The organism is Burkholderia sp. MS389 (genome assembly GCF_016899425.1).
Lineage (GTDB): Bacteria > Pseudomonadota > Gammaproteobacteria > Burkholderiales > Burkholderiaceae > Burkholderia > Burkholderia sola.
Genome location: NZ_CP045995.1, coordinates 2,124,847 through 2,142,628, shown reverse-complemented (window position 1 = coordinate 2,142,628; position 17,782 = coordinate 2,124,847). Strand labels below are relative to the sequence as shown.

The window sequence follows — 17,782 nt, the reverse complement described above, 5'->3', positions numbered from 1 at the left end:
CCGCAAACGCTCACCTTCATGTAGGCTCCGGAAGCCGGCTCACGTCGCCCAGGCCGGCGTTTTCCGGAGCGCTTTTCATGCCCACTGCCGTCCTGCTGCGGACAAACCATTCGCACCTCTACCCGGGCAGCATCGTGACGCTCGACCGCGATGCGCCGCGCACCGCCCAGCCGCATCCCGCCGTCATCGAATTCGCGGACGGCTCCGGCGCCGCCGCGACACTGTCCCGCGTCGGCGACGATACCCTTGAACTCGCGGTAGACGAATACGTCACGCAGAAGCGCAATACGATCGCCGCGCGCCGCTGGTTGCTGCAGCCGATCGATGCGGCCCAGACGGGATGGCGCGTCGCGCTCCGCCTTCCTGCCACCTGATGCCAGACGGCCGCCGCCGGCGCGAAGCGCTTCCAGGCGCTAAAATCCGCCGCCTGAGCATCCACGACGAGCAAGCGTTTTGACGGCGTTCGAGCAGGGTTTCATCCTCACCCGCCACTGGCGGGACACCGCATCCGGCATCGAGATCGAGTTCTGGCTGGCAACCGAACACGGTCCGCGCCGCGTACGGTTGCGCCCGCAGGAAGCCGTCGCGTTCATTCCGGCCGAACAGCAGGCGCTCGCCGAACGCACGCTGGCCGGCGAGCGCGAGGCCGAGTTGCGCCCGCTCGCGCTGCGCGACTTCCGGCAGCGCCCGGTCGTCGGCCTCTATTGCAAGCGCTATCGCCATCTGTCCGGGCTGCAGAAGCGGCTCGCCGCCGCCGGTGTCGACGTCTACGAAGCCGACGTGCAGCCGCCCGACCGCTACGCGATGGAGCGCTTCATCACCGCATGCGTCCAGTTTCGCGGCCAGCCCGGCCGCGACGGCACGCTCACCGGCGGCGAGCTGAAGCCCGCAACCGGCTATCGCCCGGCGCTGCGCTGCGTGTCGCTCGACATCGAAACCAGCGTCCACGGCGAGTTGTACTCGATCGCGCTCGAAGGCTGCGGGCAACGACAGGTCTACATGCTCGGGCCGCCGAACGGCGACGCAAGCGGCAGCGCAGGCGCCTTGGACTTCAACCTCGACTACTGCGACAGCCGCGCCACGATGCTCGCGCGGCTCAACGACTGGTTCGACGAGCACGAGCCCGACGCGGTGATCGGCTGGAACCTCGTGCAGTTCGACCTGCGCATCCTGCACGCGCACGCGGAGCAATACGGCGTGCCGCTGAAACTCGGGCGCGGCGGCAGCGTGCTCGACTGGCGCGCGCACGGTCAGCAGCCCGACCACTTCTTCGCGGGCGCGGCCGGCCGGCTGATCCTCGACGGCATCGACATGCTGAAATCCGCGACGTGGACCTTCCCGTCGTTCAGCCTCGAATACGTGTCGCAATCGCTGCTCGGCGAAGGCAAGTCGATCGACAATCCGTACCAGCGGATGGACGAGATCCAGCGCCGCTTCGATCACGACAAGCCCGCGCTCGCGCGCTACAACCTGAAGGATTGCGAGCTCGTCACGCGCATCTTCGACAAGGCCGACCTGCTGTCCTTCGCGCTCGAACGCGCGAGCGTCACGGGGCTGGCTGCCGATCGCACCGGCGGGTCGGTCGCGGCGTTCACGCACCTGTACCTGCCGCGCATGCATCGACTCGGCTACGTCGCGCCGAACCTCGGCGACGTGACGGGGCAGAACAGCCCCGGCGGCTTCGTGATGGATTCGCGCCCCGGGCTGTACGACTCGGTGCTCGTGTTCGACTACAAGAGCCTCTATCCGTCGATCATCCGCACGTTCCTGATCGATCCGGTCGGCCTGATCGAGGGGCTCGCGCATCCCGGCGACGACGCATCGGTGCCCGGTTTTCTCGGCGCGCGTTTCTCGCGCACCGCGCACTGCCTGCCCGACATCGTGCGGCGCGTGTGGGAAGGCCGCGACGACGCGAAGCGGCAGCGCAACGCACCGCTGTCGCAGGCGCTGAAGATCATCATGAATTCGTTTTACGGCGTGCTCGGCTCGACGGGCTGCCGCTTCTTCGACCCGCGCCTCGCGTCGTCGATCACGATGCGCGGCCACGAGATCATGCACCGCACGCGTCAACTGATCGAAGCTCAGGGTTACGAAGTGATTTACGGCGATACCGATTCGACGTTCGTGTGGCTCGGCCGCGCGCATGACGACGACGAAGCCGGCGCCAAGGGTCGAGCGCTCGTCGAGCACGTGAACCGCTGGTGGCAAGCCCATCTGCGCGAACAGTTCGGACTCGACAGCGCGCTGGAGCTGCAATACGAGCGGCATTACCGCCGCTTCCTGATGCCGACCGTGCGCGGCGCGGAAGAAGGCAGCAAGAAGCGGTATGCGGGGCTCGCGGCGACGGCCGGCGGCGGCGAAGATCTCGTATTCAAGGGGCTCGAAACGGTGCGCACCGACTGGACGCCGCTCGCGCAGCAGTTTCAGCGCGAGTTGTACCGACGCGTGTTCAGGCGCGAGCCGTATCGGGATTTCATTCGCGACTACGTACGCCGCACGCTGGCCGGCGAATTCGACGATCAGCTCGTGTACCGCAAGCGCGTGCGCCGGCCGCTGCGCGAATACGAACGGAACGTGCCGCCCCACGTGCGCGCGGCGCGCATCGCCGACGAGTTCAATCATGCGCAGGGCCGGCCGCTGCAGTATCAGCGCGGCGGCTGGATCAGCTACGTGATGACGACGGCCGGCCCCGAGCCGCTCGAAACGATGCGCTCGCCGATCGACTATGCGTTCTACCTGAGCCGCCAGCTTCAGCCCGTCGCCGATGCGATCCTGCCGTTCCTGCGCGACGATTTCGAACGCGTGATCTCCGGGCAGGGGCAGTTGTTCGGCGACTGACGGGCCGATGGGCCGAACGGTGCACCGGGCGCGGATTCCGGCGCGCTGGCCGTGCCCGCCGTGAAGCGCCGACGCGCCGCCGATCGCTGCGGGGAAGCACCCCATTCCGCGCCGCCCCGCAGGCATGCGGCTAAAATACCGGCCTGCCGCGCGTCCCGCCGCGGCCGGAGGACACTCATCATGACCGCACGTCGCGGTGCCGCGGTCGCCATCGCACCCGGCCACGAGACAGCCAGCCTGTCGAAAGCCCAGCAAACCTTCAATGCGCTCGTCGAGCAGATCGAGGCGCGGCGCGAGCGGCTCGGCGCATGGGACGCGGTCATGCCGGCCTTCCAGAAAAAGTTCGTCGACGCGCTGCTGCCGCTCGAACAGGCGTCGACGGCGTTGCGAATCCGGTTGCTCAACCTGCTCGACGACGCGTTCCTGCAGAAAGGTCTGAGCAAAGCCGAGCAGCGCGCGCTATCCGCGCTGATCGCCGACATGGCGCGCGACTTGCTCGGCGTCAGCGACGACGCGACGTTGAAAATCATCTACAACCGGCACTGCCCGTCCGACGACGACGACGGCGCCGCAGCGACGGCCTCCGCACGGACGAAGCCGGAACCGGAACCGGAAACGGAACCCGCCGCCGAACCAGCGGACGATCTCGACACGCTGTCGCCCGACGAACTCGCCGCCCGCATCCAAGCCGAATTCGACGAACAGTACACGCGCGACATGGCCGCCCACGAGGCCCGCGAAGCCCAACGCGCGAAGCGCAAGAAAGCGCCCCGGCAATCGGCCGCGCAGGCGCGACGCGAAGCCGAGCAGGCCGAATCGAGCAAGTCGCTCCGCGACGTCTATCGCAAGCTCGCCAGCGCGCTGCATCCCGATCGCGAAACCGATCCCGAGGAACAGGCGCGCAAGACCGTGCTGATGCAGCGTGTCAACCACGCGTATGCGAAAGGCAACCTCCTGCACTTGCTGGAGCTGCAACTGGAGATCGAACAGATCGACCGGCGCGCGATCGACGGCCTGAGCGAAGCGCGGCTGACGCACTACAACGGCATCCTGGAGGAACAGCTCCGCGAGCTCGACCAGGAGATCGGGCACGTCGAGAACGATTTCAGGCGAACCTACGGCATCGCGTCGTCCACCAAGGTCGCGCCCGATACGGTGATGCGCATGCTGACGCGCGACATTGCCGGCATGCAGCGCAGCAACCACGACCTGACCGTCGCGCTGCGCGAGTTCGACGATCCGGACAGGGTCCGCGACTGGCTGAAGGACCTGAAGCGCCGGCCCGCAGCGTCGCGCTTCGACGACGATTCGTATTGAGCCATCGAGCCGGCAAGCGCGGGCGAACTTGCGACGCGCACGCCCCACCGTTCACCGCACCTCGCCGATCCCGCCCATCAGCGCCATCAACTGCCCGCGCAGCCACTGGCTGCCCTGATCCTGATCGGCGCTGCGATGCCAGTAGCAGAAGTAATCGAGTCCCGGCATCTCGAACGGCAGTTCCAGAATGCGCGCCGGATAGCGCTGCAGCAACCGCAGCGGCGCCGTCAGCGCGAGATCGCCGCGCATCGCGATCAGCGGCGCGACCATGTAGTGCTGCACGCGCATCTGGATGTTGCGGCGCAGCCCGAGCCGCGTCAGTTCCGCGTCGACGTGCCCGCTGCCCTTGCGGCGGCTCGATACGTGGATGTGCCCCATCGACAGGTAGTCGTCCAGGGTCAGCGTGTCGCCCTTGAACGGATGATCGTCGCGGATCATGCACGCGTAGCGGTCCTGCACGAGCAGCGCCTGGTGCAGATGCGGATCGCCGATCAGCGGCGCGTCGATCGCGATGTCGACCGAGCCGTTCGCGAGCGCGGTCGCGACCTCGCGGCGGTCCATCGTGTAGCTGCGCACGTGCATGCCGGGCGCATGCGTCTGTAGCAGCTCGCCGAGCGCCGGCAGCAGCAGCGCTTCGGTCAGGTCGCTCATGCTGAGCCGGAACACGCGCTCGGACGAAGCCGGATCGAACACGTCGCCTTCGTGCGCGCTCGAATCGAGCAGTTGCAGCGCCTCGCGCACGCGGCCGACGATGTTCTCGGCCATCGGCGTCGGCATCATCCCGGCCGGCGTGCTGACGAACAGCGGATCGTTCAGCGTCTTGCGCAGCCGCGCCAGCGCGTTGCTGACGGCCGGCTGCGTGAGGTTCAGCACCTCGGCCGCGCGCGTCAGGTTGCGCTTGTTGTAGATCGCCTCGAATACGACGAACAGGTTCAGATCAATCTTCGAAAGGCGCATCGCCGGATCTCCTTGCCGAGATCTTACGGCGGGCGCCATTCGTTCGTCCATGTCGCCCCGCTCAGCCGCGCGGCGGCGGCGTCAGGTACGGCGCGGTCGAGCCGAGTTCGCCGTCCTTGATCTCCATCCGCGCGATCGCCTGCAGGTGCACCTCGTCCGGGCCGTCGGCGAAGCGCAGCGCGCGGCCCCAGGTCCACAGGTCGGCGAGCGGCGTATCGGGGCTCAGACCCGCTGCGCCGAATACCTGCATCGCGCGATCGCACACGTCCGTATAAACGGTCGGCACGAGCGCCTTGATCATCGAGATCTCCTTGCGCGCGGCCTTCGCGCCGACCTTGTCGATCATCCACGCGGCCTTCAGCACCAGCAGGCGTGCCTGGTCGATCTCGATACGCGAGCGCGCGATCCATTCGCCGACGGTGCCGTGCCGGTTCAGCGGCTTGCCGAACGCGACGCGCGACTGCGCGCGGTCGACCATCAGCGCCAGCGCCAGCTCGGCCGCGCCGATCGAGCGCATGCAGTGATGGATGCGGCCCGGCCCGAGGCGCGCCTGCGCGAGCGCGAAGCCGCTGCCTTCCTCACCGAGCAGGTTGCGCGCCGGCACGCGCACGTTGTCGAACGTGATCTCGCAGTGCCCTTCCGGCGCGTGGTGATTGACCACCGTGATGTTGCGCACGACCGTCACGCCCGGCGTGTCGCGCGGCACGAGGATCATGCTCTGCTGCTGGTGCGACTCGGCCTCGGGATCGGTCTTGCCCATCACGATGAAGATCTTGCAGTTCGGATGCGCGGCGTTCGTGATGAACCACTTGCGGCCGTTGATCACGTACTCGTCGCCCGCGCGCTCGATGCGTGTCGTGATGTTGGTCGCATCCGACGACGCGACGTCGGGCTCCGTCATCGCGAACGCCGAGCGGATTTCGCCGCGCAGCAGCGGCAGCAGCCACTGTTCGCGCTGCTCGGGCGTCGCGAACATGTGCAGCAGCTCCATGTTGCCGGTGTCCGGCGCATTGCAGTTGAACACTTCCGACGCCCAGCTCACGCGCCCCATGATTTCGGCGAGCGGCGCGTATTCGAGGTTCGTCAGACCCATGCCGGGCTCGTCGTCCTTCAGGTGCGGCAGGAACAGGTTCCACAGCCCCTCCGCTTTCGCGCGCTCCTTCAGTTCCTCCATGAACGACACCGGATACTTGCCGGCGTGCACCTCTTCGTTCCACTGGCGGATGCGCGGCACGATGTGCGCATCCATGAATGCGCTCACGCGTTCGCGCAGTGCTTCCACTTTCGGGGTGTAGCCAAAGTCCATGATCGACTCCTCGAGATTCCGTATTCCGTTCGTTCGGTTCAGAAGGCCGAGACGCCGCCGTCAACGGCGACGGCCTGCCCGGTCAGATACGTGATTTCCTGCGCGCACAGCATCAGCATCGTCGCGACGATTTCGTCGGGCCGGCCGAGCCGCTTCATCGGCGAGCCCTGCGCCAGAAAATCCTGGCGCTCGCCGATCTCGCTGTCGGTAACCATCGGCGTCGTGCTGTAGAACGGGCACACCGCGTTCACGCGGATGCCGTGGCGCGCGTATTCGAGCGCGGCCGTCTTCGTGAGCCCGACCACCGCATGTTTCGACGCCGCATACGCGGCCAGCTTCGGCGCGCCGCCGAGCCCGGCCATCGACGCGACGTTCAGGATCACGCCCTCGCGCTGCGCGAGCATCTGGCGGATCTGGTGCTTCATCCCGAAGAACACGCCTTTTGCATTCACCGCGAAGCTCAGGTCGAGATCGGCTTCGTCGGTGTCGATCAGCGCCTTCATCGGCGGGGCGATGCCCGCGTTGTTGATGCCGACGTCGAGCCGCCCGAAGCGCGCGACGGCCTCATGCACCAGCGATGCGACGTCCGTTTCGACGCGCACGTCGCAGTGCCGCGCGACGACGTCAGCGCCGGCCGCGCGCAGCGGCGCGGCCACGCGTTCGAGCGCATCGCCGTTCAGGTCGCCGAGCGCGAGCCGCGCACCCATCGCGGCGAGCTCGCTCGCGAGCAGCGCGCCGAAGCCGCTCGCGGCGCCGGTGATCATCACGGCCTGGCCGGCGTAGCTGTCGAGTCTCATCGTGCGCTCAGATCGTCAGGCCGCCGTCGACGACGATGCATTCGCCGTTCGTGTAGCTCGCCGCGTCCGACACGAGATACAGCACGGTGCCGGCCATTTCGCGCGGCTCCGCGTGGCGACGCAGCGGGATCTTCGTCATCCACGCGTCGTAGATGTCCTTGTCCGCGAACAGCGCGCCCGCGAACTTCGTCTTCGTGAGCCCCGGCAGCAACGCGTTCACGCGGATGCCGAGCGGCCCGCATTCCTTCGCGAACGCCTTCGTCATGTTGACGACGGCCGCCTTCGTGATCGAGTAGATGCCTTGCCGGTCGCCCGGCTGCAGCGCATTCACCGATGCCGTGTTGACGATCGCGCCGCCGCCGTGTGTCTTCATCAGCTTGCCGGCTTCGACCGACATGAAGAAGTAGCCGCGGATGTTCACGTCGACGGTCTTCTCGTACGCGGCGAGATCGGTATCGAGGATGTGCCCGAAATACGGGTTCGCGGCCGCGTTGTTCACGAGGATGTCGAGGCGGCCGTGCTTGCCGCGGATGTGCTCGAACGTCGCGGCGATGTCCTCCAGGCGCCCGACGTGGCACGCCAGCGCCTCGGCGCGGCCGCCCGCCGCGACGATCGCGTCGGCCACGGCCTGGCAGTCGTCGAGCTTGCGGCTCGACACGATCACGTACGCGCCCTGCTCCGCGAGCAGCTTGGCGATTTCCTCGCCGATGCCGCGGCTCGCGCCCGTCACCAGCGCGATCTTGCCCGTCAGGTCGAACAGATTCGTTGCCATGTTGCTGTGCTCCTCCATTGATTGAGTTGTCGTGTCGCCGCGTGGCGATATCAGCGATGCGCGTCGATCACGCCGACGGCCAGTTCGGCCAGCCGGCCGGCCATTTCGCCGACGCGCAGCGCCTGCTCGCTCGATGCGTTGCCCTGCAACGCGCGCGCCTTCACGCCCTGCGCGATCGCCGCTAGCCGGAAGAAACTGAAGGCGAGGTAGAAATGCCAGTCGCGGATCGGCGCGATGCCGCGCAGTTCGCAGTAGCGCGCGACGATCGCCGCTTCGTCCGGAATGCCGAGTTCGGCACGATCCTGGCCCGCGAGCCCGCGCACCTGGCCGCCGGACGGTAGCCGCAGGCACATGCAGAAATACGCGAGATCGGCGAGCGGGTTGCCGAGCGTCGACAGTTCCCAGTCGAGCACGGCCTGCACGCGATAGCCGTCCCGCGCGAACATCAGGTTGTCGATCCGGAAGTCGCCGTGCACCAGCGCCGGCCGGCCCGTGTCCTCGGGGCATGCCTTCGGCAGCCAGTCGATCAGCGTCTCCATCGCGTCGAGGCGCCCGGTTTCGGCCGCGCGATACTGCTTCGTCCACACGCCGATCTGCCGCTCGAAGTAGTTGCCCGGCCGGCCGTAGTCGGCGAGGCCCACCGCGTCGACATCGACGTCGTGCAGCGCGGCCATCGTCTGCAGCAGCGCGTCGTAGCAGGTCGCGCGCTCGGCCTTCGGCAGTTCCGGCAGCGCGGGGTCCCAGAAGATCCGGCCGTCCTCGAAACTCATCACGTAGAACAGGCTGCCGATCACGTCGCGGTCAACGCAGAGGTGATACGGGTGCGCGACCGGCACCGCGGTGCCCGACAGCGCGGTGAGCACGCGGAATTCGCGGTCGACCGCGTGCGCGGATTTCAGCAGTTCGCCCGGCGGCTGGCGGCGCAGCACGTAGCGGCCGCTCTTCGCATTCAGCAGGAAAGTCGGATTCGACTGGCCGCCGGCAAACTTCTCCGTGTCGACCGGGCCTTCGAAGCCCGGCACGTGGGTTTCCAGATAGCGCGTAAGGCGGGCTACGTCGAGTTGCTGGGAAGGATTCGTCATCGTCGCGATCGTTCGTGGGTCAGCCGTAGGTGCGCAGCGCGTGTCGTTCGGGGTCCTCCAGATGCGGGATGCCGTTGAACGACGCGAGGTGAAACGCGTCGGCGTTGAAGAAAAACTGCGAAAGACTGCTGTTGCGGATCTGCAGGTTCAGCGCGATCGCGCTCGACGGCGGCGCGGCGAGCACCTGCTGCACGGTGACCGCGATCGGGCCGCCGGAACTCACCGCGAGCACGCGCTGGCCGCCGCCCTCGCGGATCGCCGCGCGCGCGTCGGCCACGCGCTGCTGGAAATGGGCCCAGGTTTCGGGGGCCGCCTCGCCGAGCTTGTCCTCGGTCCACAGCTGCAGCACCTGCCGGAGCGCGCGGAAGTGTTCCTTCATCGAGCCGGCCGCAAGCCGCGCGATCTCCGGATAGTCGCTGGCGGCTGCCGCGAACAGCCCGTGGAAATCGTATTCGTTCAGGCCCGGATGGCGATCGACCACGACGCCTTCGCGGCCCATCCCGCGCAGAATCGCGGCGACCGTCTGCGCATGGCGGTTCATCGTGCCGCAGATCACGCGGTCGAACGTCAGGCCCTGCCGCGCGAAGTATTCGCCGAGCCACACGCCCTGCTGGTCGCCCGCCGCAGACAGCCGGTCGTAGTCGTCGGTGCCGAACGACGCCTGCCCATGCCGTACCAGAAAAAGTTCAGCCATTGCGCTCGCCTGAGGAAAACGAAGGCCCAGCATAGCGACCGGGCGTGCATTTTTGAAATTTATTTTCTGAATCAAACAGTATTCATCGCATGAATTACGCGGATTCATACGATGCGCTTGCGCCGGTTTCATCTGTCCCCACGTCGCGGCACGCGAATTGCGACAGCGCACACCGTGTCGAATAAATTCTGGAGGGATGCGATGCTCGGTACGATCCTCATCATCGTTCTGATTCTGCTGCTCATCGGAGCATTTCCTGCATGGCCGCACAGCCGAAGCTGGGGTTACTGGCCATCGGGGACCGTCGGGCTGATCGTCGTCATTGTCGTGATACTGGTGCTGCTCGGTCGCATCTGAACACGGCCGCGCGTGCCGCTGCATGGGCACGCGCGTTCCGATCGACTTCCGATCTGCCGCCGTGACTTCTTTACACGCGAAAGTAAGCCGTAAAGGAAAACGCGACGGCATCGCGTACGCTTACTTGGGCGTCCGCTCGCTTGCGGTCCAGCCATCCACGGACACGCACAGGTGCGGCGCATGATCAGGTGCGCCATTTCTTGCGAACACAACGTCTCGCCGATGTGCAGGTGCGTCACCGGATAATCCATCTGCATCGCGCAACAGAGCGCCTTGCGCGTCAACTCGCGCGCCCCGTTCGTCTTCATTCGATGGATTTGGCCGTACGGTAGTATGGCGATTCGATGGAACCCCGCTGAATCCGAACGAGTGGCCATGCCCGAATTTCCCTCATCTCCCGGCGCCGGCCAAGGCGCGCAAGCGCTCATCCTCATCGCCGAAGACGAACCCGAGATCGCCGAGATCCTGACCGCCTATTTCGCGCGCAACGGCCTGCGCACCGTGCACGCCGCCGACGGCCGCCGCGCGCTCGAACTCCACCTGTCGCTGAAGCCGGACCTCGTGTTGCTCGACGTGCAGATGCCGCACGTCGACGGCTGGAAGGTGCTCGCCGAGATCCGCCACCGCGGCGACACGCCCGTCATCATGCTGACCGCGCTCGACCAGGACATCGACAAGCTGACCGGGCTGCGCATCGGCGCCGACGACTACGTGGTCAAGCCGTTCAACCCCGCCGAAGTCGTCGCGCGCGCGCAGGCGGTGCTGCGCCGGTCGATGGCCGGCTCGCGCCAGGAAGAGCAGCGCGTGCTGCGCGCCGCGCCGTTCGAGATCGATCTCGAGCACCACGAAGCGACGGTCGAAGTCGACGGCGCGCGCCACACGCTCGTGCTGACGCTCACCGAATTCAAGCTGCTCGCGCAACTCGCGCGCGCGCCGCGCCGCGTGTTCAGCCGCGCCGAGCTGATGGCGACCTGCCTGCCGGAAGGCGATGCGCTGGAGCGCACGGTCGACAGCCACGTCAGCAAGCTGCGCAAGAAACTCGACGATCTCGGCGTCGCGGGCGTGCCGGCCAGCGTGCGCGGCGTCGGCTACAAACTGTGGAGCGGCGAGTGAGACTAGACGGCCTGAGCCGCCAGATCGCGCTGACGATGGGCGCGATCGCCTTCGGCGTCACGGTGCTGATCGTCGTGACGGCCTACGCGTTCTACTACCTGCTGTACCAGTACTCGCCGGAGTCGTTCAAGCCGGAAAGCTGGCTCCCGAGCGGGCCGGAGTGGGTGTGGATCACCTCGACCACACTGGTCGGCCTGCTGATCGCGGTCATCGTCGCGATCAACCTGTCGCGCCGCATCCTCGTGCCGCTGAATTCGGTGACGGACAGCATCCGCCGCGTCGCGCGCGGCGATCTCGGCGCGCGCGCGGTCGCCGGCGACCGTTCGCTGAAGGAAGCGGCGCTGCTCGCCGACAACTTCAACGCGCTCGCGAGCGAACTGCAGCGCGTGACCGACGAGCAAACCTTCTGGAATGCGGCGATCGCGCACGAACTGCGCACGCCGGTGACCGTGCTGCGCGGCCGCTTGCAGGGGCTCGCCGAAGGCGTGTTCACGCCGAGCGACGCGCTGTACCGCAGCCTGCTCGCACAGGTCGAAGGGCTGACGCGTCTGATCGAGGATCTGCGCGTGGTCAGCCTCGCCGACAGCGGCCATCTGAGCATCGAGATCCGCGACACCGATCTCGCCGCCGACGTGCGCGCGGTGGTCGACGTGTTCGCGCACGCGCTGCAGGCCGCCGGCCAGCATCCGGAACTCGATCTCGACCCGCGGCGCATGCGCTGCGACCCGGTCCGCATCCGCCAGGCGTTGCTCGCACTGCTGGAGAACGCGCGCCGCCATGCGGCGCCCGGCGCGATCCGGATCCAGACGCGCATCGAAGACGGCATGTGCCGGCTGCGCGTCGAGGACGACGGCCCCGGCATCCCGGCCGAGTTCGCGCCGCACGTGTTCCAGGCGTTCCGGCGCGTCGACGAGTCGCAACCCGGCGGCACCGGCCTCGGGCTCGCCGTCGTCGCGGCGATCGCGCATGCCCATCGCGGCGAAGCGCTGTGCCTGCCGACCGGCGCGGGCGGCACGCGGTTCGAGGTGCGGTGGCCCGACGATCTCGTGCCGACGCCCGAAGGCGAGCGCTTCGCGGCGTAACGCGCGAGCCTCGCCGCTGACGCGCGCGGTTTGCGCCCGACCACCACATTTTGTGCATCGCACGACCAACCCTGAGCAAAAAGTATCGGTTCCCGAACTCTTTTGATGTGGTGATCGCCTCGCCCGCGTCACACCATTGTTCCTGCCGCCATCGGTGGCATTCGAACAAGCAGAATCAAGGAGACACGGGTGAACAAGATGCGAATCGTCGCAGCCGGCGTGCTGCTCGGCGCCTGTCTGCCGGGCATCGTGGCCGCGCAAACCTGCAAAGTGCCGACCCTTCGGGTGCTCGCGCAGAAGAGCCTCGGCCTGTCGGTAATGGAAAAGTCGCTGGCCGACTACGAAAAGAAGAACGGCACGAAGGTCGAGATCAGCTATTTCGGCGAGAACGACCGCCGCGCGAAATCGCGGCTCGACGCGTCGACTGGCGCGGGTTCCTACCAGATCTACTACGTCGACGAGGCGAACGTCGCCGAATTCGCGTCGGCCAACTGGATCGTGCCGCTCCTCAAGTACTACCCGAAGGACTACGACTACGACGACTTCCTGCCCGGCCGCCGCGCGGTCGCGAGCTACAACGGCGTCGCGTACTTCGCGCCGCTGATCGGCGGCGGCGACTTCCTGTTCTATCGCCGTGACCTGCTCGACGCCGCGCACATTCCGGTGCCGAAGACGCTCGACCAGCTCGTCGCCGCGATCAAGCAGCTCAACGCGCCGCCGAAGCTGTACGGCTGGGTCGCGCGCGGCCAGCGCGGCTCGGGGATGAACGTGTGGCGCTGGTCGCCGTTCATGCTCGGCATGGGTGGCACATGGACCGACAAGGGCGGCCAGCCCGCGTTCAATTCGCCGGGCGCGGTGAAGGCCACGCAGCTCTACAGCGACCTGTTCAAGTACGCGCCGCCGGGTTCGGCGACCTACGACTGGAGCAACGCGCTCGAAGCGTTTCGCTCGGGCAAGGTCGCGTTCATGATCGAATCGACGCCGTTCGCGGACTGGATGGAGGATACGAGCAAGTCGAGCGTGGCCGGCAAGGTCGGCTACACGCGGCCGCCCGCACCGCTGCCGTCGGCCGCGTATGGCCACGGCTTCGCGATCTCGGCGGTCGGCGCGAAGGACGACTGCACGCGGATGGCCGCCGGCCGCTTCATCGCATGGGCGACCAGCAAGGATCAGGAACAGGCGCGGCTACGCAACGGCGTGTTCAGCGACTACAACCGCTCGAGCACGATCGGCAGCCCGTACTTCAAGCAGCACGTCGCGCCGCAGATCCAGGCCGGCCTGAACGACACGAATCCCGTCACGCAGGTGACGATCTGGCGTACGCCGCAGTGGCCGGATATCGGCGACAACCTCGGCATCGCGCTCGAACAGGTGTTCACCGGCACGCAGACGGATATCCGCGGCACACTCGACGACGCGGACCAGTATGCGAAGGACGCGCTCGAACATGGCGCTCGCAAATGACGGCGCCGGCGGACGTGCGCTCGGCGTCCGCCCGGCCTCTCCCGCACCGTCGACCCGGCGCGGCCGCGCGCGCCGCGACCGCACGAGCCTGCCGTGGGTGTTCCTCGCGCCGACGCTCGCGCTGCTCGCGGTCCTGAGCCTCGTCCCGACGATCGCCGCGATCAACCTCGCGCTGCGCAACCGCGTGCTGCGCTACCCGGACAGCGAATTCGTCGGCCTGCGCAACTTCGTGCGGCTCGCGTCGGACCGGCGCTTCCTGAACGCGATCGAGGTGTCGGTGCTGTGGGAAGTCGTCACGGTCGCGGGCGCGGTGCTGGTCGGGATCGCGCTCGCGGTGTTCCTGTTCGAGCGCGTGCACGGCCGCTGGCGCCGCTTCGCGTCGCTGGTGCTGATCATGCCGGTGCTGCTGCCGCGCGTGTCGGCCGCGTTCATCTGGAAGTTCATGTATGCGCCGCTCACCGGCATCCTGAGCTGGCTGCTCGGCGCGCTCGGCGTCGAACACACCGCGTTTCTCGCCGATCCGCATCTCGCGCTATACGCGGTCGCGCTCGTCGACGTGTGGCAGTGGGGGTTGTTCTTCGCGGTCGTGATCCTGAAGCTGCTGGAGACGCTGCCGCCCGAGCCGCTCGAAGCCGCGCGGCTCGACTACGCGACGACGTGGCAGGTGCATGCGTACATCGCGCTGCCGATGCTGAAGGCGCCGCTCGTGAGCCTCGTGTTCATCAAGATGGTCGAGTCGCTGCGCTCGTTCGACCTGATCTACGTGATGACGAAGGGCGGCCCGGGCATCGCGACCGAGACGCTCGATCTCTACGCGTACCAGCAGGGCATCGGCCTCGCCGGCAAGGTGTCGTATGCGTCGGGCATGGCCGTGCTGATGATGGTCGCGACCACGCTCGTGTTCACGCTCATCTGGAAGAGGGTCAACAAATGGGACGACTGATGGCCCGGCGCGGTGCCGCCGCCGTTTCCACCGTCGCGATCGCCGGCGCGATCCTGCTCGTCGCCGCGTTCCCGCTGTTCTGGGCCGTGCTCAATTCGCTCAAGCACCTGCTCGACATCGTCACGCCCGTGCCGCGCTTCTTCTTCACGCCGACACTCGCAAACTACGAGCAGGTGCTGTCGAGCCCCGAGGTGCTGATCGGGCTCGGCAACAGCATCGCGATCGTCGGCGCGGCCGTGCTGATCGGCGCGGTGCTCGGCGTGCCGGCCGCGTATGCGATCGCGCGCTATCCGGTGCGCGGCAAGCGCGACATCCAGTTCTTCCTGCTGTCGCTGCGCTTCCTGCCGCCCGTCGCGGTCGCGCTGCCGCTGATCGCGATCTGGGTCGATCTCGGGCTGTACGACACGAAGCTGTCGATGATCGTCACGTACCTGCTCGTCACGCTGTCGACCATCACGTGGCTATCGATTCCCGTGTTTCGCCGGCTGCCGCGCGAGATCGAGGAAGCCGCCGCGCTCGACGGCTACGGCCCGTACGCGGTGTTCTGGCACATCGCGCTGCCGGTGTGCGCGAGCACGCTGCTCGGCGGCATCGTGTTCAGCTTCGTGCTGGTGTGGAACGAACTGATGATCGCGCTCGCGCTCACGTCGTCGCGCAGCGCGACGCTGCCGGTGGTCGCGTCCGCGTTCACGTCGCTCGGGCAGGAAGTACCGTGGGGCGTGATCAACGCGTCGACGGTACTGCTCGCGCTGCCGCCGCTCGTCTTCGTCGGCATGCTGAGCCGGCTGCTCAATTCGATCGTCAAGGGAAAATAAGGAGAACACGTTGAAAGCACTCGTCCTCGAACGCACGCGCGAACTCGCGCTGCGCGACATCGACCTGCCGCAAGCGGTCGGCCCCGGCGACGTCCGGATCAAGGTGCATACGGTCGGCGTCTGCGGCAGCGACGTGCATTACTACGTGCACGGCGGGATCGGCCCGTTCCGCGTCGACGCGCCGATGGTGCTCGGCCACGAAGCGTCCGGCACCATCGTCGAGACCGGCGCCGCCGTCACGCACCTGCGCGTCGGCGACCGCGTGTGCATGGAGCCCGGCGTACCGCGCCTCGATTCGCCCGCGACGCTGCGCGGGCTCTACAACCTCGATCCCGACGTGCGCTTCTGGGCGACGCCGCCCATCCACGGCTGCCTGACGCCGTTCGTCGTGCATCCGGCCGCGTTCACGTACCGGTTGCCCGACAACGTGTCGTTCGCCGAAGGCGCGATCGTCGAGCCGCTGTCGATCGGCCTGCAGGCCGCGAAGAAGGCGGCGATGAAGCCGGGCGATCTCGCGGTCGTGATCGGCGCGGGCACGATCGGCGCGATGACGGCGCTCGCCGCGCTCGCCGGCGGCGCCGCGCGCGTGATCCTCGCCGACGTCGTGCCGGACAAGCTCGCGCTGTTCGCCGGCAACCCGGCCGTCACGACCGTCGACGTGCGTACGCGGCCGCTGGCCGACGCGGTGGCCGAGGCATCCGGCGGCTGGGGCGCGGACGTCGTGTTCGAGGCGAGCGGCAGCACGAACGCGTACGCGGGCCTCGTCGGCCTGATGTGCCCGGGCGGCTGCGCGGTGCTGATCGGGATGCCGGTCGCGCCGGTGCCGCTCGACGTGGTCGCGCTGCAAGCGAAGGAAGGCCGCATCGAATCGGTATTCCGCTACGCGAACATCTTTCCGCGCGCGCTCGCGCTGATCGCGTCCGGCGCGATCGACGTGAAGCCGTTCATCTCGCGCACGTTCCCGTTTTCCGAAGGCGTGCGCGCGTTCGAGGAAGCGGCGAGCGGCCACCCGCGCGACGTCAAGATTCAGATCGAAATGGATTGAGCCATGGCCCAGATCACCTGCAAAGGTTTGTCGAAGCACTACGACGGCGGCCCCGCCGTGCTGCATCCGCTCGACCTCGAGATCGCCGACGGCGAATTCATCGTGCTGCTCGGCCCGTCCGGCTGCGGCAAGTCGACGATGCTGCGGATGATCGCGGGCCTCGAGGCGATCACCGGCGGCGAGCTCGTGATCGGCGACGCGGTCGTCAACGACCTGCCGTCGCGCGAGCGCAATGTCGCGATGGTGTTCCAGAACTATGCGCTGTACCCGCACATGACGGTGTACGACAACATCGCGTTCGGCCTGCGGCGGCTGAAGGTGCCGGCCGACGAGATCGACCGCCGCGTGCGCGACGTCGCGCGCACCCTGAGCCTCGACGCGCTGCTCGACCGCCGCCCGCGCGCGATGTCGGGCGGCCAGCAGCAGCGCGCGGCGATCGCGCGCGCGATGATCAAGACGCCGGCCGTGTTCCTGTTCGACGAGCCGCTGTCCAACCTCGACGCGAAGCTGCGCACGCAGTTGCGCGGCGACATCAAGCGGCTGCATCGGCAACTGAAGACGACCACGCTGTACGTCACGCACGATCAGCTCGAAGCGATGACGCTCGCCGATCGCGTCGTGCTGATGCGCGGCGGCCACATCGAGCAGATCGGCACGCCGGCCGAACTGTACGGCCAGCCGCACACGGTGTTCGCGGCCGGGTTCGTCGGCACGCCTGCGATGAACTTCGCGGACGGCACGATCGAGCGGGTCGGCGCGAACGTGTGGGTCGACTGCAACGGCGCGCGCTGGCCGCTCGCGTCGTCGCGCTTCGCGCGGCTGCAGCACGGCCAGCAGGTCAAGGCCGCGATCCGACCGAATCACCTGCGGCTCGTCGCGGAAGGCGATCCGCCCCCGGGCACGCTCGCGCTGACCGGCACGGTCGAGCTCGTCGAGTTGCTCGGCGCCGAGGCGCTCGTCACGCTGGACTGGCGCGGCCAGCCGTGCGCGGCCCTCGTGCCGGCCCCGATGGCCCCGGCGCCGGGCGCCGTGGTAGCGTTTCGCTTCGACGAAGAAGCGCTGCATCTGTTCGACGCCGGCACCGAGCGCAACGTCACGCTGCCGGACCCGAACCCGATCGCGCACGCGGTGCCGCCGGCGGCCGCGACGCGCGCCACGCCGCCTGCCGCGACGAGCTGGTCGATGTCCCGTCCGTAGCGC

Annotated in this window: 17 protein-coding genes; 11 read left to right on the top strand and 6 right to left on the bottom strand. The window is 67.8% G+C overall.

Features of this window, described 5'->3' with window-relative positions; translation table 11 throughout:
• Positions 1-77 precede the first annotated feature (77 nt).
• From GJG85_RS25950 to GJG85_RS25940, 3 genes are all read left to right on the top strand, one after another.
• Positions 78-374, top strand: coding sequence for a hypothetical protein (locus tag GJG85_RS25950; protein ID WP_050017120.1), 297 nt, complete (start codon positions 78-80; stop codon positions 372-374).
• Positions 375-453: 79 nt separating this feature from the next.
• Positions 454-2,838, top strand: a complete 2,385-nt coding sequence (locus GJG85_RS25945) for a DNA polymerase II (protein ID WP_204383981.1) — start codon at positions 454-456, stop codon at positions 2,836-2,838.
• 180 nt (positions 2,839-3,018) lie between these two features.
• Complete coding sequence (locus tag GJG85_RS25940) at positions 3,019-4,155, top strand: J domain-containing protein (RefSeq protein ID WP_089489970.1); 1,137 nt, start codon at positions 3,019-3,021, stop codon at positions 4,153-4,155.
• A 51-nt stretch (positions 4,156-4,206) separates the two neighbouring features.
• Here the strand turns inward: GJG85_RS25940 and GJG85_RS25935 are convergent, their stop codons facing one another.
• The 6 genes from GJG85_RS25935 to GJG85_RS25910 form a co-directional block, all read right to left on the bottom strand.
• Entirely contained in the window at positions 4,207-5,112 is a 906-nt protein-coding gene (locus tag GJG85_RS25935; RefSeq protein WP_050017138.1) for a LysR family transcriptional regulator, read from the bottom strand.
• A 61-nt stretch (positions 5,113-5,173) separates the two neighbouring features.
• Complete coding sequence (locus GJG85_RS25930) at positions 5,174-6,418, bottom strand: acyl-CoA dehydrogenase family protein (protein WP_089489969.1); 1,245 nt, start codon at positions 6,416-6,418, stop codon at positions 5,174-5,176.
• A gap of 38 nt (positions 6,419-6,456) precedes the next feature.
• Complete coding sequence (locus GJG85_RS25925; RefSeq protein WP_089489968.1) at positions 6,457-7,215, bottom strand: glucose 1-dehydrogenase; 759 nt, start codon at positions 7,213-7,215, stop codon at positions 6,457-6,459.
• 7 nt (positions 7,216-7,222) lie between these two features.
• Positions 7,223-7,987, bottom strand: a complete 765-nt coding sequence (locus tag GJG85_RS25920) for an SDR family oxidoreductase (RefSeq protein ID WP_050017141.1) — start codon at positions 7,985-7,987, stop codon at positions 7,223-7,225.
• A gap of 50 nt (positions 7,988-8,037) precedes the next feature.
• Positions 8,038-9,069, bottom strand: a complete 1,032-nt coding sequence (locus GJG85_RS25915) for a phosphotransferase (RefSeq protein ID WP_050017142.1) — start codon at positions 9,067-9,069, stop codon at positions 8,038-8,040.
• Between the two features lie 19 nt (positions 9,070-9,088).
• Positions 9,089-9,763: a histidine phosphatase family protein gene (locus tag GJG85_RS25910; RefSeq protein WP_050017143.1), complete on the bottom strand. Its 675-nt coding sequence runs from the start codon at positions 9,761-9,763 to the stop codon at positions 9,089-9,091.
• 201 nt (positions 9,764-9,964) lie between these two features.
• On the opposite strand from GJG85_RS25910, the gene GJG85_RS25905 reads away from it, so the two are divergent.
• From GJG85_RS25905 to ugpC, 8 genes are all read left to right on the top strand, one after another.
• A complete protein-coding gene (locus tag GJG85_RS25905; protein WP_006483086.1) occupies positions 9,965-10,120 on the top strand; it encodes a DUF3309 family protein in 156 nt (51 codons plus the stop codon).
• A 375-nt stretch (positions 10,121-10,495) separates the two neighbouring features.
• Positions 10,496-11,233: a response regulator gene (locus GJG85_RS25900; protein ID WP_050017144.1), complete on the top strand. Its 738-nt coding sequence runs from the start codon at positions 10,496-10,498 to the stop codon at positions 11,231-11,233.
• Positions 11,230-12,315 (top strand): ATP-binding protein, encoded by a 1,086-nt coding sequence (locus GJG85_RS25895; RefSeq protein WP_204383980.1) that lies wholly within the window; start codon positions 11,230-11,232, stop codon positions 12,313-12,315. The genes GJG85_RS25900 and GJG85_RS25895 overlap by 4 nt, the downstream gene beginning before the upstream one ends.
• Before the next feature lie 189 nt (positions 12,316-12,504).
• Positions 12,505-13,779 (top strand): sugar ABC transporter substrate-binding protein, encoded by a 1,275-nt coding sequence (locus GJG85_RS25890; RefSeq protein WP_050017146.1) that lies wholly within the window; start codon positions 12,505-12,507, stop codon positions 13,777-13,779.
• Positions 13,763-14,722 (top strand): sugar ABC transporter permease, encoded by a 960-nt coding sequence (locus GJG85_RS25885; RefSeq protein ID WP_239468949.1) that lies wholly within the window; start codon positions 13,763-13,765, stop codon positions 14,720-14,722. Before GJG85_RS25890 ends, GJG85_RS25885 begins: the two co-directional genes overlap by 17 nt.
• Positions 14,710-15,537, top strand: coding sequence for a carbohydrate ABC transporter permease (locus GJG85_RS25880; protein ID WP_050017147.1), 828 nt, complete (start codon positions 14,710-14,712; stop codon positions 15,535-15,537). The genes GJG85_RS25885 and GJG85_RS25880 overlap by 13 nt, the downstream gene beginning before the upstream one ends.
• A 10-nt stretch (positions 15,538-15,547) precedes the next feature.
• Positions 15,548-16,582 (top strand): NAD(P)-dependent alcohol dehydrogenase, encoded by a 1,035-nt coding sequence (locus GJG85_RS25875; RefSeq protein WP_089489965.1) that lies wholly within the window; start codon positions 15,548-15,550, stop codon positions 16,580-16,582.
• Positions 16,583-16,585: 3 nt separating this feature from the next.
• The gene (gene ugpC, locus GJG85_RS25870) at positions 16,586-17,779 is read left to right on the top strand and encodes a sn-glycerol-3-phosphate ABC transporter ATP-binding protein UgpC (protein WP_124631466.1); all 1,194 of its coding nucleotides are present in this window, start codon (positions 16,586-16,588) and stop codon (positions 17,777-17,779) included.
• The last annotated feature ends 3 nt before the right edge of the window (positions 17,780-17,782 follow it).